This window comes from Paraburkholderia sp. EG286A, assembly GCF_040965375.1.
Lineage (GTDB): Bacteria > Pseudomonadota > Gammaproteobacteria > Burkholderiales > Burkholderiaceae > Paraburkholderia.
This window is the reverse complement of record NZ_JBFRCB010000007.1, coordinates 92,459-107,306: the sequence shown is the minus strand read 5'-3', so window position 1 is coordinate 107,306 and position 14,848 is coordinate 92,459. Positions and strand designations below refer to the sequence as shown.

At 66.6% G+C, this 14,848-nt stretch carries 14 protein-coding genes; 3 read left to right on the top strand and 11 right to left on the bottom strand.

Annotated features, from left to right (window positions below; all coding sequences use genetic code 11):
- Positions 1-217: 217 nt before the first annotated feature.
- Positions 218-2,428, top strand: coding sequence for a TonB-dependent siderophore receptor (locus AB4Y35_RS30385; RefSeq protein ID WP_368707309.1), 2,211 nt, complete (start codon positions 218-220; stop codon positions 2,426-2,428).
- Between the two features lie 62 nt (positions 2,429-2,490).
- Here the strand turns inward: AB4Y35_RS30385 and AB4Y35_RS30380 are convergent, their stop codons facing one another.
- From AB4Y35_RS30380 to AB4Y35_RS30335, 10 genes are all read right to left on the bottom strand, one after another.
- Positions 2,491-3,156, bottom strand: coding sequence for a DUF2278 family protein (locus AB4Y35_RS30380; protein ID WP_368707308.1), 666 nt, complete (start codon positions 3,154-3,156; stop codon positions 2,491-2,493).
- Positions 3,157-3,315: 159 nt separating this feature from the next.
- Complete coding sequence (locus tag AB4Y35_RS30375) at positions 3,316-3,669, bottom strand: RidA family protein (protein WP_368707307.1); 354 nt, start codon at positions 3,667-3,669, stop codon at positions 3,316-3,318.
- 55 nt (positions 3,670-3,724) lie between these two features.
- A complete protein-coding gene (locus tag AB4Y35_RS30370) occupies positions 3,725-4,906 on the bottom strand; it encodes an NAD(P)/FAD-dependent oxidoreductase (RefSeq protein WP_368707306.1) in 1,182 nt (393 codons plus the stop codon).
- Entirely contained in the window at positions 4,899-6,329 is a 1,431-nt protein-coding gene (locus AB4Y35_RS30365; RefSeq protein WP_368707305.1) for an FAD-dependent oxidoreductase, read from the bottom strand. Before AB4Y35_RS30365 ends, AB4Y35_RS30370 begins: the two co-directional genes overlap by 8 nt.
- Positions 6,319-6,693: a (2Fe-2S)-binding protein gene (locus AB4Y35_RS30360; RefSeq protein ID WP_368707304.1), complete on the bottom strand. Its 375-nt coding sequence runs from the start codon at positions 6,691-6,693 to the stop codon at positions 6,319-6,321. The genes AB4Y35_RS30365 and AB4Y35_RS30360 overlap by 11 nt, the downstream gene beginning before the upstream one ends.
- 7 nt (positions 6,694-6,700) lie before the next feature.
- Positions 6,701-7,843 carry an NAD(P)/FAD-dependent oxidoreductase gene (locus tag AB4Y35_RS30355; protein WP_368707303.1) on the bottom strand — a complete coding sequence of 381 codons (1,143 nt, stop codon included), beginning with the start codon at positions 7,841-7,843 and terminating at the stop codon, positions 6,701-6,703.
- On the bottom strand, positions 7,840-8,637 hold the full coding sequence (locus AB4Y35_RS30350; RefSeq protein ID WP_324140553.1) for an ABC transporter permease: 798 nt from the start codon (positions 8,635-8,637) through the stop codon (positions 7,840-7,842). Before AB4Y35_RS30350 ends, AB4Y35_RS30355 begins: the two co-directional genes overlap by 4 nt.
- A gap of 12 nt (positions 8,638-8,649) precedes the next feature.
- A complete protein-coding gene (locus AB4Y35_RS30345; RefSeq protein ID WP_368707302.1) occupies positions 8,650-9,522 on the bottom strand; it encodes an ABC transporter permease in 873 nt (290 codons plus the stop codon).
- Positions 9,509-10,579, bottom strand: coding sequence for an ABC transporter ATP-binding protein (locus tag AB4Y35_RS30340; protein ID WP_368707301.1), 1,071 nt, complete (start codon positions 10,577-10,579; stop codon positions 9,509-9,511). Before AB4Y35_RS30340 ends, AB4Y35_RS30345 begins: the two co-directional genes overlap by 14 nt.
- A gap of 49 nt (positions 10,580-10,628) precedes the next feature.
- On the bottom strand, positions 10,629-11,696 hold the full coding sequence (locus AB4Y35_RS30335; protein WP_324140556.1) for an ABC transporter substrate-binding protein: 1,068 nt from the start codon (positions 11,694-11,696) through the stop codon (positions 10,629-10,631).
- 180 nt (positions 11,697-11,876) lie between these two features.
- Here AB4Y35_RS30335 and AB4Y35_RS30330 point away from each other — a divergent pair, with 180 nt between their 5' ends.
- Positions 11,877-12,824, top strand: coding sequence for a LysR substrate-binding domain-containing protein (locus AB4Y35_RS30330; RefSeq protein ID WP_368707300.1), 948 nt, complete (start codon positions 11,877-11,879; stop codon positions 12,822-12,824).
- A 9-nt stretch (positions 12,825-12,833) separates the two neighbouring features.
- Here the strand turns inward: AB4Y35_RS30330 and AB4Y35_RS30325 are convergent, their stop codons facing one another.
- On the bottom strand, positions 12,834-13,763 hold the full coding sequence (locus AB4Y35_RS30325) for a LysR family transcriptional regulator (protein ID WP_368707299.1): 930 nt from the start codon (positions 13,761-13,763) through the stop codon (positions 12,834-12,836).
- A 127-nt stretch (positions 13,764-13,890) separates the two neighbouring features.
- Here AB4Y35_RS30325 and AB4Y35_RS30320 point away from each other — a divergent pair, with 127 nt between their 5' ends.
- Positions 13,891-14,841: a hydroxymethylglutaryl-CoA lyase gene (locus tag AB4Y35_RS30320; protein WP_368707298.1), complete on the top strand. Its 951-nt coding sequence runs from the start codon at positions 13,891-13,893 to the stop codon at positions 14,839-14,841.
- Positions 14,842-14,848 lie beyond the last annotated feature (7 nt).

Sequence of the window (14,848 nt, the reverse complement as noted above, 5' to 3'; positions counted from 1 at the left end):
ACGACTTCCGGAAATTATTGCGTGAAATAGACACTATCTGGCCGCTTTGAGTCCGTTTTGAGCAGTATTTCGAGGGAATTCATCAAATCTGACGAATGAGCCGCGGGTTCTAGGAAAAGTCGTAAGGGTTTGTTAATATCGCCCGCCAGTGAAAATGAGAATGCTTCTCATTGAAGTATCCTGGCAAGCACTGGCGAGACGACCCTTCCAAAACGACATGAACAACCGAGAACACGCGCGGCAAGCGCGACGCACGCTGCCGCGGCCGTTGCATATTGCGGCCTGGCTTACTTTCGCGGCGGCTCAAGCCGCTGTTGCCCAAACGTCGACGCAGGACAGCGCCGCGACGAGCGCAACCCAGAAGGCGCCGCCTCAGGCTGCCGCCACCGGTACGACCGGCACGGACCAGGCGCTGCCCGCCGTGAAGGTGAGTGCGAGCCAGGTCGCCGATTCGCCGCTGAACCTGAGCACGCCGGTGAACAGCGGCGCGCTCGGCACGCGCTCGCAGCTCGACACGCCGTTCTCGACCACCGTCGTGACGGGCGAGAATCTGGCCGAGCGCCAGGTCTACAAGCTCGGCGATGTGTTTGCCGGCGACGCCTCGGTCACCAACAACAGCAACGCCTATAACGCGTGGGCCACCTACATCACGATTCGCGGCCTGCCCGTGGACTGGCAGAACGGCTTTCGCATCGACGGCAATCCGTTCATTTCGTACGGCATTACCATGCCCTACGAGCAACTCGAGCGCGTGGAACTGCTCAAGGGCCTGGGGGGCTTCATGTACGGCTTCGCGCAGCCGGGCGGCCTCGTCAACTACGTGACGAAGCGGCCGGAGAAGGACCCCGTCACGAGCCTCGATGTGGGCTATCGCATGGACGGCGTGCTGAGCACGCACGTCGACCTGAGCCGCCGCTTCGGCCCGGACGACATGTTCGGCGCGCGCCTGAACTACACGAAGGAAGCGGGCAAGACCTATAACGCCGGCGATATCAACCGCAACTCGGTTTCGCTCGCGCTCGACGGCCAGCTCACGCGCGACCTGCAGGTGTGGTTCAACGCGCTCTACCAGACGATCCGCTCCAGCGGCCAGACGCCCGCGATCTACACGGGCAGCTACACGGCGTCGAGCCTGCCCGCGGTGATCAGCGGCGGCAGCAACCTGCTCGGCGGCACCGACCAGCACATCAATACCAACCTGCAGCTCTACACGGCGGGCGTGCGTTACCAGCTCACGCCCGACTGGTCGTTCACGACCTCGGGTAGCTACAGCAAGTCGGCGCGCGACCGCAACGAGAGCACGCTCACGCTGCTCAACCAGCAAGGCGACTACACCGACGCGCGCTGGAACGGCGACGAAGGCCACCAGGACATCTACTGGCAGGGCATGTTCGAGGGCAAGGTGAAGACCGGGCCGTTCACGCATCAACTCGTGATTGGCGGCGCGTACCAGCACCAGACCAACAACTACGCGTCGAACTCCATTTACACGGTGCTCGGCAACGGCAATCTGTATCAGCCCAACCCGTGGCGCTTCTATTCGGGCGGCGGGCTCGAAACCTACCGCGCAAGCGATATCACGCAGGCCTCGGCGTTCGTGAGCGACACGATGCAGATCACGAGCCGCTGGTCGGTGCTCGCGGGCCTGCGTTACACGAACTATAGTCAGAACAACTACGCAACCACGGGCGAAAAGACCTCCCAGTACAGCCAGAACGGCGTGCTCACGCCGACCTTCGCGCTCATGTACAAGCTCGAGCCGAACACGACGCTGTACGCGAGCTACGTCGAGGCGCTGGAGCAGGGCGCGATCGTGGACAGCATCTACGCGAACGGCGGGGCGATGCTGCGTCCGCTGCGCTCGCGCCAGTACGAGATCGGCATCAAGAGCGAACACGAGCGCTGGAGCGCGACGGCGGCCCTGTTCCGCATCGAGCGCGGCGCGGCCTATGCGAATGCCGACAACGTCTACGTGCAGGACGGCAATTCGATCTACGAAGGTGTCGAGGCGGCCGGCAGCGTACGGCTGGGCAGAAGCTGGCAGGTGGCCGGCAGCGTCACGCTGCTCGATACGTGGTATGCGAAGGGCCAGTCGTACAACGGCAATCGCGTAGCCGGCGCGCCGACCTTCGTCGCCGCGGGCCGCGTGACTTACGACGTGCCTTACGTGCAGGGCCTGCAGCTGGCCGCGGATGCGAAGTTCACGGGCAGCACCCAGGTGCGTCCGGCAAACAATCTGGAAACGGGCGGCTATATGCTCGTGAACGTGGGCGCGAACTACTTCACGCGCATTGGCGGCCACGACGTGACGCTGCGCGCGGCCATCGACAACATCACGAATCGCCGTTACTGGATGTTCCAGTACTCCGATTACATCGCGCCGGGCGATCCGCGTACGGTCAGCCTCAACGCGAAGATCGACTTCTAAACGTTCGATCCGCTTCAACGAGCGGGCGCATGGCGGGATTCCGGCATGCGCCCGCTCGCCGTTTACGAAATCGGCTGCGAATCCGGCGTGGGGTTGCCGAGATTGTCGGTGGGCACGTATTGCTGATCGAACGCCGCCACATACAAGGCCCATTCGGGGTCGCCCAGATCCACGAGCAGCGCGCCGTCCTGCCAGATGTCGTTGTGGTCGTTCGCGTCGTTGCCTGCCTTGTGGATGAACTCGCCCTTCGAGCCCTGGTTCATGTGGACGTCGTGGATGCCGTCGCCTTCGCTGTAGAAACGGCCAAACACGTAGACGTCTAGCGACGATTGTTGCGCGCGCAACAGAAGGCGTTGCAGCGAAGCGACGGGCTCCACCTGGTCGGAGCCGTCCATCACGTCGCTGTTGCGCCACGCGCCCGTATTGGCGAGAAAGTCGCTGCGCTCGAAGTCGATGGCCGGCAGCGCGTCGGTGCCCGTGAGATCGGTCGAGCCTTCGGCCGCGCCCTCGAGCGTGGAGAGCACGTTGTGGTTGAAGTCGAACACGAGCTTGTACTTGAGCAGGTCGTCCGCGTCCGTGGTGCCCACGTTCACAGCGATGTCCCAGCGCGCGCCATCGACCGTCACGCCGAAGTGCAGGTGATACTGGACTTCGTGTGGCCGCCGCGTGGCCTTCAACTGCGGCGCGGAAACAATTTTCGCCTTGACGTAGCCGTAAGGAAGGGCCATCGCGCGCTCCTCTAAGTTCGGGTGGACTCGCCATTGTGCCGCGCGAACGTGAACTTGCGCTTACAGCGTGCGCGCGATGCCGAGCCGTCGCTTTACGGTTGCTCGACTGTGGCTGTCGACGCGCTTTCATGGCGGCGCCGGCAGCCTCATGCGCGGCGCTTAACCCAGCGCCACGACCGCGATTTCCACGAGCAGTTGCGGCGACGCCAACTGCGCCTGCACGGTCGCGCGCGTGGGCGCGCAACCTTCGGGCACCCACGCGTCCCACACTTCGTTCATGCCCGCAAAGTCGCGCGCGATATCGGCGAGCCAGACCTGTGTGGAGACGAGCCGGGTCTTGTCGACGCCGGCCTTGGCGAGAAAGCCGTCGATTTTCGCGAGCACGGCGGCGGTCTGGATCTTCACGTCGGGCGACGGATCGGCCGACGTCTGGCCGCCCACGAACACGAGTCCGGCGGCCTTCACGACGCGGCTCATGCGCTGACTGGTTTCGATACGAACGATATCGTTCATGTGTCTGCAAGCTCCTTCGCCGCAAGGGCGAGACAGGGTGAGGGAAGCGATGGCGTCAATGCGCGGCAACGCCGGCCAGCGGCGCCTGCACTGCGGCGCGCTCGAAGCGGTCGATCGCGAACGCATCGAGCGAAAGCGAAGGCGCGCCGTCGAGCACGAGTTCGGAAACGAGGCGCGCGCACGCGGGCCCGAGTTGAAAGCCGCTGCCGCAATAGCCGAACGAGTAGTAGAGATTCGCGGCGCGCCGGCTCGCCGAGATGATCGGCAGCGAGTCGGCCGTGAACGCTTCCACACCGGCCCATGCGCGATTCACGCCCAGATGGCGCAGATGCGGAAACAGATCGACGACGGTCTGCGCGCTTTTCACTAGCCGCATGAAATCGACTTCGCCGTGGCGCCCCGGCAGATCCGCGATGCCGATCAGCTTGCCGCCGATCACCACCGTGCCGTTGTCGAACTGCTTGAACGAGAGCGGCCGGCCCGTTGCGCCGAGCGTCGCGCGGCAGAAGGGCGCCACGCGGTGCGTGACCATCAGCATGAGCCCTTCGGGGTGCACGGGCACCGGCTCGCCCGCCTGGCGCGCCAGCTCGCCCGACCACGCGCCCGCCGTGACGAGCAGCTTGCGCGCGGCAAAGGTGCCGCGCGGGGTTTGCGCGATCCAGCGCTCGCCGCGCGGCTCGATGTGCGTGACCGCCGTGCCTTCGTGAAAGCGCGCGCCGTGCTTTTGCGCGGCGAGGCGAAACGCCGTGGTGGTGCGAAAGGGCAGCGCATAGCCGTCGCGCTCGACCCAGATGCCGCCCGTCACGTGCTTCGCCAGTGCCGGTTCGAGTTCGAGCACCGTTTCGCGGTCGATCAGCTTCTCGTGCGTGAAACCGCGCGATTCGAGCAGCGCGACGCGCTCGCGGCACTCTTCCAGCTCGGCCTCGGTTTCGGCAATCTTCAGTTGTCCGGAGGGAACGAAGCCGCCGTTGTCGCCGATCGTGTCGGGCAGCGCGTGCCAGATCTCGCGCGACATGAGGGCAAGCGGAATCTCGGGGAGCGGGCGGCCGAGCGTGCGCACGCCGCCCGCGTTCACGCCCGACGAATGGCGGCCCACGTAGTCGGCTTCGAGCACGATCACGCTCGCGCCGCGTCGCGCGATGTGAAAGGCGCTGCTCGAACCATGCAGGCCGCCGCCGATCACGAGCACGTCCGCTTCTTGCACGGCGCTCGTGGGAGGAGTTCGGGCGTCATTCACCGGCGAGTTCTCCGAGCGTGAGCGGCTTGATCGGCGGGCGGATGCGGTAGTAGCCCACCTCGGCCGGCGGCACCTTGCGCGCCTCGGCGATCACTTCGGTCACGGTGAGGCCGCACATGCGTCCCTGACACGGCCCCATGCCGCAGCGGCCGAACGACTTCGCCTGGTTCGGGCCGAGGCAGCCGAGGCCGACGAAGCCGCGCAGCTCGCCCGCCGTGACTTCTTCGCAGCGGCAGACGATGGTGCTGTCGGCGGGGATGCGGTTCGCATCGCGCGGGCGGTAGAGGCTGTCGAGGAAGGGACGGATGCGCATCACGCGCTCGAGTTCCGCGCGATGGGGGCTCGCCTCGCGATCGCGCGTGGCTGCATCGATCGAGCCTAGCTGTGCGGCGGCGGCGAGCGCCGCGAGTACACCCTGTTGCGCCGCGGCCTGGGCGCCGCCGATGCCCGCGCCGTCGCCGGCCACGAAGATACCGGGCACGTCGAGTTCGCCCCATGCATCCGTTTGCGGTGTGAAGCAAAGCTGCCCGTTGTCCCAGCGATGCGTGGCGCGCAGCGCCTGGGTGAACTGCGTGTTGGGCACCACGCCCTGGTGCAGCAGGATCACATCGGCTTCGATACGGTGTGCGCGGCCTTGCGACGTGAACGTGAGCGCGGCTGCGCGCTGCACGCCGTCACTGCCCTGGCGGCCTTCCACGGCGAGGTCGTCGGCGGCTTCGAAAATGGGCACCCTGGCCTCGCGCAGCGTGCGAATCAGATGCAGGCCCTTGCTCAGGAACGGCCACGAACGCAGCGCGGCAAGCAGGTGGCGCTTCGCGCGCCAGCGGTCTTCGTGGCGCGTGGTGTCGACGAGCGCGCGAATCGGCACGCCGGCCCGGACGTATTGCCAGCCGAGCAGGTAGAGCAGCGGCCCGCAGCCCGCGAGCACGGGCGGCGAGGCGGGCACTTCGCCCGCGCTCTTGAGCAGGATTTGCGCGGCGCCCGCCGTGAGCACGCCGGGCAGGGTCCAGCCCGGAATGGGAAACGGCCGCTCCAACGCGCCGCTCGCGAGAATCACACGCTTCGCCTGGAAGCTGCCCACCTTGCCGTCCTTGAGGTAATGAACGGCATGCTCGCGCGTGACCTGCCAGACGGAGGCATGGGCGACATGCTGCGCGCCGGAGTGCGCGAACGCCTGGGCGATGGCGTCGCCCGCCGCGTAGTCGGGGCCGAGTATCTCCTTGCGGCGCGCGTCGGCGCGGCCTATCGCGCGATAGATCTGCCCGCCCACGGCGTCCTGCTCATCGATCAGGACCACTGAGAGTCCGGCACGCGCCGAACGGGTGGCCGCGCTCATCCCGGCGGGACCCGCGCCGACCACGACGACGTCGACGGCTTGCGCATTGAAATCGGCTTTGGCATCGCCTTGATAATCACCGGGCATGAGCGTTCTCCTCGAGCGTGCCGGCATGCGTGCCGGATTCGGGCGGCAGGTCGCGCGCGCCTTCCTGTGAGCGGACCTGCATGCCCGCGCGCACGGGCACCATGCAGCTCTGGCGGCTCGGCACGCCGTCGATCTCCACGAGGCATTCGAAACACGCGCCCATCATGCAGAACGGCGCGCGCGGCGCACCCGAAACGGGCGTCGCGCGAAAGCGCGATACGCCCGCGGCGAGCAGCGCGGCGGCGACGGAGCGGTCGGCGGGCACGGACAGCGGCTGGCCGTTGAACGAGATATCGACGCGCGCTTCGGCGTCGGAGAGCGTCTTGAACAGCGGCGCGGGCGCCTGGGTAGATTGAGCTGTCATGGCGGGATTAGTGAGCGAGGATCGGTTCGGCAGCCGCTTCGGTCGCGAAGCGGCGCGCGGAGAAAGCGGGCAGTTCGGCGGGCATCGGGCCGCCCGCGATCCACGGCGCGATGCGCAGCGCGTGGGCCGCGGCGAGCGTCACGCCGCTATGGCAGGTGACGACGAAGGCACCCGGATGCGCCTCGGACTGGTCGTAGATCGGAAAGCCATCGGGGCTGTACACGCGCAGCGCGGCCCACATGCGCACGAGCCGCACATGGGCGAGCATGGGAAACGCGCGCACGCCGCGCGCCGCGATCTGGCGCAGGATCGGCGTGGTGGTGAAGTCGTCGAAGCCGGCTTCTTCCATCGAGTCGCCGAACTGCACCGTGCCTTCGTCGGTCTGCCGCACGTTGATGGTCGGATAGCGCAGAAACGGCTCGACGCGTTCACTTACGAGCACCTGGCCGCGGTTGGGCGCAACGGGCGCGTTCAGGCCCACGTGCGGGGCGAGCACGCGATTGCCGAGGCCGGCCGCGAGCACGACACGCGCAGCGTGATACACGCCGCGCCGGCCTTGCACGCTGAAGCCGCCCGACCCGGCGACGATACGTTCGGCGCGCTCGCCGGAGACGAGCCGTACACCGCGCCGCTGCATCGCGACATGCAGCGCCCGCAGCAGTTTGAGCGGGTTGACGTGACCGTCCATCGGCGTATAGCTCGCGCCAACGACCGCGGGGCCGATGCCGGGCAGCCGCTCGCGCAATTCGCGATGATTTAGCAGTTCGAACGGATAATCGCCGATCTCGGCCTGCAGGGTGGAGAGCCGTTTATGACGCTCGGCGAGTTCTTCATCAGAGAAGCAGATATGAAAGCCGCCAGGCTGGCGCAGCGCGACGTCCACGCGTGCCTCGTCGGCGAGGCTTTGCGCGAGCAGCGGCCAGCGCTGCGCCGAACTACGCGACCAGCGCGCATATGGCGAAAGGCCGTAACCCTTGCCCTGAATCCAGACGAGGCCGAAGTTGCCGCGCGAGGCGCGAAAGCCGCCGTCGTCCTCGTCGAGCACGCTCACGCGCGCGCCTTCGCGGGCGAGCCCGTAGGCCACGGCGGAGCCCACGAGGCCGCCGCCGATCACGAGCACGTCGGGGCTCGCGGGGGAGTTCTGTGTCATCGGGCTTCTCCGATCAGGATGCGGTCCAGCCCGACCATGCGGTCGAGCAGCAGCATCAGCAGGATCGTGCCGACGATCAGCACCGCCGACACCGAGGTGACGAGCGGATCGATCGTCTGCGCGATCTGGTTGTACATGGCGACGGGCAGCGTGGTGGTGCCGGGCGTCGCGACGAAAATGGTCATGGTGAGCTCGTCGAAGCTCTGGATGAACGACAGCACCCAGCCGCCCGCCACGCCCGTGCGGATCATCGGCAGCACCACGCGGCGGAATGCCGTGAAGCGGCTCGCGCCACACGAAAGCGCCGCGCGCTCGGCGTCGCGATCGAGACCGACCGCCGAAGAAAGCGCGAGACGCAGCGCATACGGCAGCACGATCACCACGTGCGCGGCGACGAGCGCCCAGAACGAGCCGTTCAGGTTCAGCAGCGAGAGAAAGCGCAGGAACGCGATGCCGAGCACCACGGCGGGAATCATCATCGGCGAGAGGAAGAAACTCACCAGCGCGCCGCGGCCCGGAAAACGGTAGCGCGCGATGGCGAGCGCGGCAGGCACCGCGAGCGCCACGCCGATGGTGGCCGCGGCGAACGCGAGGCGCACCGAGAGCCAGAACGCCGAGACGATGTCACCGTTTTGCCAGATCGCGCGGAACCAGCGCAGCGAGGCGCCGTCGAACGGCATCGAGATATAGCCCTTGTCCGTGAAGGCCACGAGCAGCACCACGACGATGGGCGCGAGCATGAAGGCGAGAAAGAGCGCGTTGAACGCGAGCCCGAGGAATCCGTTGCGTTTCATGGCGGAGCCCCTTCAGTCGAAGATGTGCTTGAAACGGCGTTCGGCGAGACGGCTGCAGCCCATCACGATCGCCACGTTGGCGATCAGCAGCAGCACGGCAATGCTCGCGCCCAGCGGCCAGTTCAGGGTGCCGAGGAACTCGTCGTAAGCCGCCGTGGCGACGACCTTCAGGCGGCGTCCGCCGATCAGCGCGGGCGTGGCGAACGCGGAGGCCGAAAGCGCGAACACGATGATCGAGCCCGAGAGCACGCCCGGCATGATCTGCGGCAGGATCACGCGGCGGAACACGCGCAGCGGCGAGGCGCCGAGCGAGCGCCCGGCCCATTCGACCTGTGGATCGAGCTTTTGCAGCGTCGCCCAGACCGACATCACCATGAACGGCACGAGCACGTGCGTGAGGGCGATGATCGTGCCCGTCATGGTGAAGACGAGACGAATGGGCTCGTCGGTGATGTGCAGCGCCTGCAACGCATTGTTGAGCACCCCGTTATTGCCCAGCAGGATTTGCCAGCCGAGCGTGCGGACCACCACCGAGATCAGCAGCGGGCCGAGCACGATCAGCAGGCAAACGGATTGCCAGGGCCTGCGCATGCGCGCGAGGACCAGCGTTTCGGGCACGCCCAGCACGATGGAAAGCAGCGTGACCGCGAATGCGAGTCCGGCCGTGCGCAGGAAGATTTCGCCGTAGTAGGGATCGCTCAGGACCTCCAGGTAATTGGTGACGGTCCAGCCGCGTTGCACACCCGCGAGGTCGCTGAACACATGAAACGAGAGCACGAAGGTGAGCAGGAGCGGCACCAGCAGCAGCGCGAGAAAAAGCAGCAGCGCAGGCGCGGAGAGCAGCCACGGCGCGGTGCCTGCGCGCGAGTCGTCAAGCGTTGCCATGGGTGCCCTCCCGCGTGAGCACGCGCAGATCGTCGTCGGTCCAGGCGAGTCCGACTTCGTGGCCTTCCTCGGGCGGCGGCGCGCCGTGGTTGGGTTGGGCGACATGCAGCTTGCCGAGCGAGGTTTCCACGGCGAGCAGCCATTGATTGCCCACGAACACGCGCGTCGTCACGCGCCCCGTGAGGCGCGCGTCGCCATTGGCCAGATGCACTTTTTCAGGGCGGATGTACACGTTCACGGCACCCGCCACCTCGCGGCCTTCGTGGGGCACGTGCAGCATCGTCCCGCCTACCTCGACCTCGGCGCAGCGCGGATTGCGGCGCAGCACTTCGCCCGCGAGCGTATTGGTGCGGCCAAGGAAGGTGGAAGCGAAGGGCGTGGCCGGGCGCTCGTAAGCGTCGAACGGCGTGCTCAACTGCGCGATGGTGCCGCGGTGCATGACGGCAATCCGATCGCTCATCGTCATCGCTTCCACCTGGTCGTGCGTGACGAGCAGGGTCGTGATGCCAAGGCGTTTCTGGATCGCGCGCAGCTCGATATGCATCTCTTCGCGTAGCTTGGCGTCGAGGTTCGACATCGGCTCGTCGAGCAGCAGGAGTTCGGGCTGCATGGCCAGCGCACGGGCGATCGCCACGCGCTGGCGCTGGCCGCCCGAAAGCTCCTTCGGGTAGCGCGCGTCGAGCCCGCGCAAACGCACGAGTTCGAGCGCCTCGGCAATGCGCTCCGCGCGTTGCGCGCGCTTCATCTTGCGCATCTCCAGACCGAAGCCCACGTTACCGGCCACAGTCATATGCGGAAAGAGCGCGTAGCTTTGAAACACCACGCCGATGCCGCGCTTCTCCGGCCGCTCGTTTGTGATGTCGCGGCCGTCGAGCGTGATGCGGCCCGTGCTTGGCGTGACGAAGCCCGCGATCATCTGCAGTGTCGTCGTCTTGCCGCAGCCCGAGGGGCCGAGCAGCGAGAGAAACTCGCCGCGCGCGACCGTGAGGTCGATGTGCTCGATCGCCGTGAAGTCGCCGTAGCGCTTCGAGATGCCTTGCAGGGTGAGGAAGCTCATGAGCGTCGGTCCTCGCTGTGCGTTGCGTGCGGGTCAGGGAGCGCGCGCATCAGCGCTCGACCGAACGGTTCCAGCGCTCGGTCCACTCGGTGCGATGCTCGTTGATGGTGCTCCAGTCCATCGCCGTGAGCTTCGCGATCTGGTCGGGACCGTACGGCACCCGCGCTGCCACTTCCGGCGTGAGCTTGACGGTCTTGTTGACGGGGCCAAGGCCGATGTCCGCTGCCTGCTGCGCCTGCACCTGGGGGCTCAGCAGGAACTGGATGAACTGCTGCGAGAGCTGCGGCTGTGCGTTCTGCGCGACGGAGCATGCGGCCACCTGCAGCGCCACGCCGCCCTCCTTCGGGTAGATGAACTTGAGCGGGAAGCCGGTGTTCTGCAGCGCCACCGCGCGGCCGCTGCCGTAGGGCGCGATGATCACGTCGCCGGACTGCATGAGGCCATCCATTTCGCCGGGCGTGGGCGCCCACGAAAGCACGTTCGGCGCGACCTGCTTCGTCATGGCCTTGAAGCCGGGGTCGATGTCCTTCTCGCCGCCGCCGTTCAGACGCGCGAGCATCACGAGCGTATGCAGGCCGTAGGTGTTGGTGATGGGCGGCACGCCGAGCTTGCCCTTCACGCGTGCGTCTTCGAGCGACTTCCACGAATCGGGCGCGGGCAGGCCGAGTTTTTTGAACGCCTGTTCGTTATAGCCGATGCCGGTGGCGACCATCCCCACGCCAACGGCGGTCGGGCCAATGTGTGCCAGCGGATAGAGGTCCTTCATGACCGGGGCGTCGTCGAGCTTGCCGCACAGGCCGAGCTGCATCGCCTGATACATCGGGCCGTCGTCCATCACGGCGACGTTGATCTGCTCGTGGCCCTTTTGCGCCTGGAGCTTGGCGAGCGTGTCGCTCGAATTGCCCGCTACGTAGACAATCTTGACGTCATGCGCCTTTTCGAACGCCGGGATGATCTTCTGACGATAGAGCTGTTCGTTGGAGCCGCCGACGTTGGCGACGTACAGCGTGGTTTCGGCCTGGGCGAGCGAGGCCGCGGCGAGCGAGCCGGCGACGGCGAGTGCGACGAATGCGGCTTTGTGAGGGAAGGTTGAACGACGGCGCATCGCGGCTTTCATGACGACGATCTCCATTCGAATGTGGGGAACGGCGAACCGGACAGTGCGCCGATGCATCGCAGTCTGTGCCGGGCTGGCCATATCGTCCAATACGAATAAAATGCCAACCTATACGGGAATGATATGGACCAGGGTAAGGCCCTGGCGGATGAATCAGGGTTAAGCCCAGGAGAGACCACCTTGAATCTGAAGCACGTCGAAGCGTTTCGCGCGGTGATGGTGTCGGGCTCGATGACGGCCGCGGCGAAAGCGCTCTTCACCTCCCAGCCCAACGTGAGCCGCCTGATCGGGCAACTGGAGCGCGAGACCGGCCTTACGCTGTTTCAGCGTGTGGGCATCCGCCTGATTCCCACGAGCGAGGGCAATGCGTTTTTTCGCGAAGTCGAGCGCGCGTATGTGGGCCTGCAAGGCCTCAGTACCGCCGCCGCACAAATCCGCAATCTCGGCAGCGGACGTTTGCGCATTGCCGCCATGCCATCCGCGGGGCTCACGCTCGTGCCGCACGCCATTGACAAGTTCCGCCGCCTCTATCCGGGCGTGACGGTCTCGCTGCACGTGAATACGTCGGGCACGGTGAACCACTGGACCGGTTCGCAGTTCTGCGATCTGGGTGTGGCGGTGTACATCAGCGAAGCGTCGAACTGCGAGGTCGAACTGCTTTCGAAGGTTGCGGCCGTGTGCGTGATGCCGGCGTCGCACCCGCTCGCGAAAAAGGCCATGATCCGGCCTGCCGATCTGGAAGGAGAATCGTTCATCTCGCTGTGCCACGGCGATGGCACGCGCACGCAAATGGACGAAGTGTTCCAGCGTGCGGGCGTGGAGCGCGTGCTCGCCATCGAGGCGCAGTACACGGCGATCTGCTGCGAGATGGTCCGCTGCGGCATGGGCGTGACACTCGCGCATCCCATCGTCGCGCGCGATTTCGCGGGGCCGGACATTGCGATCCGGCCGTTCTCGCCGGCGGTGCTGTTCCCCACGTACCTGCTGTTTCCGCCGAACCGGCCGCGCGAGCGTCTCGTGGCCGAATTCGTCGAGGTGCTGCGCGAACACCACGACGGTCTGATTGCTCAGATGAAAGCGCCCGATCGCGAGGCCACGCGCAAACGCACGAAGAAAGCGGCGGCTTGAGGCGCGCGATCAGGCGTCGCTTTTCGCGCCGCGCTTCTTCTGCGCCGCGCGCTCCACGAGATGCTCGACCATACGCTGCGCCGCCGGCTGAAGCGTGTCGAACGCACGAAAGCAGACGATGAAACGCCGCCGCGCCCAGGCGTCGGTGAGGGGGATGGTTTGTACGTCGAGGATGCGCCGGTAGGTGTTGCTCACCTCCTGGGGCACGACGCTGATGCCGAGATTGGCGGCCACCACGCGAAACGCCGCGTCGAGCGTCGACACCACCGCGCGATAGGCGACCGTGCGCCCGCTGCGCGCCGCCGACTGCCGCAGCATCGTATGCACGGCCGTGGAGGTCGGCAGGCCCACGTGCTCGTAATCGAGCGTCTCCTCGAAGGCGATGGTGCGGCGTTTCGCGAGCGGGTGCTCGGGATGCACGGCAAGCACCAGCCGGTCTTCGCGCCAGGGACGCGATTGCAGCCCCCCGAGGTCCACGTTGTCCCAGCACACGCCTACCGAGGCCGCGCCGTCGCGCACGCGCTCCACGAGTTCGTGCGAGGTGCGCTCTTCCACGTTCACGCGAATGTTCTTGTACTCGGGCAAGCGCATGAACGACGCGAGATCGTCGAGCAGCGCCTCGGCGATCGCGGACGCCGAGGCGCACACGCTCACGCTGCCCGAGAGGCCGCTGCCGAGCGCCGCGACGTCGCTGGCCGCGCGCTCGAGCGTGAAGATCACGCTACGCGCGTGTTCGAGGAGCGCGAGGCCCGCCGCGGTGGGCTGCACGCCACGGCGCGAGCGTGTGAGCAGCGGCACGCCGAATTCGCTTTCGAGCTGGGCGATGCGTTTGCTGATGGCGGAGGGCTCGATATGCTCCTCGCGCGCCGCGCGCCCCATGTTGCCGTGCTCGCACACGCTCACGAGAAGGCGCAGGGTCTTGAGGTCGATGTCGTGCACGGTGTCTCCTTGCTGCGTTCTCTGTGTTTCCGTATTGGAATCTTGAAGCTTCCAAAATACCGCTTTATGTATTTTGTGGAATGCCTAAAGTTAGCACATCGCTGGAGACAAAAACGGAGACACCTTCATGCCCCCATTACCTCAGTGGGCCCGGACGCGCGCCGTCATACGCGAAGTCGGCCTGCGCGACGGCCTGCAGAGCATCCAGACGGTGCTGCCGACCGAACACAAGATCGAATGGATCCGCGCCGCGCACGAAGCCGGCCAGCGCGAGATCGAGGTGGGTTCGTTCGTGCCTGCGCGCCTCCTGCCGCAACTCGCGGATACGGCGGAACTCGTCGCTTACGCAAAGACACTGCCGGACCTCTTCGTCTCGGTGCTGGTGCCGAACCTGAAGGGCGCCGAGCGCGCGCTGGATGCGAAAGCGGACCTGCTGCTCGTGCCCCTTTCCGCGAGTGAGGCGCATAGCCTCGCGAACTTGCGCAAGACGCCCGATGAAGTCGTGGCCGAAGTGGCGCGCATACGCGCCGCGCGTGACGCTAGCGGCGCGAAGACGCTGATCGAAGGCGGCATCGGTACGGCGTTCGGCTGCACGCTGCAAGGGCGCGTCGAGCCGGCCGAGGTGCTTCGCTGCATGCAGGCGCTGCTCGATGCGGGCGCGGACCGCGTGAGTCTCGCCGACACCGTGGGCTACGCCAACCCCGCCGCCGTGCGCGAACTCTTCGAGGCCGCGCGCGAGATCGCGGGCGAGCGGCTGTGCTGCGCGCACTTTCACGACACGCGCGGCCTCGCGCTCGCCAACGTCTATGCTGCGCTGGAAGCGGGCGTGACCCGCTTCGATGCCACGCTCGGCGGCATCGGCGGCTGTCCGCATGCGCCGGGCGCGAGCGGCAATGCGTCGAGCGAAGACCTCGCGTTCATGCTCGCCGACATGGGCATCGACACTGGCATCGACATCGAACGGTTGCTGGCGCTGCGCGCGCGCGTGGCCCAGTGGCTGGAGGGCGAAACGCTGCATGGCACGCTCTGGCGTGCCGGTCTGCCGAAAACCTTTGGCGCAATCGCGCATCACGCCTGATTAGTTT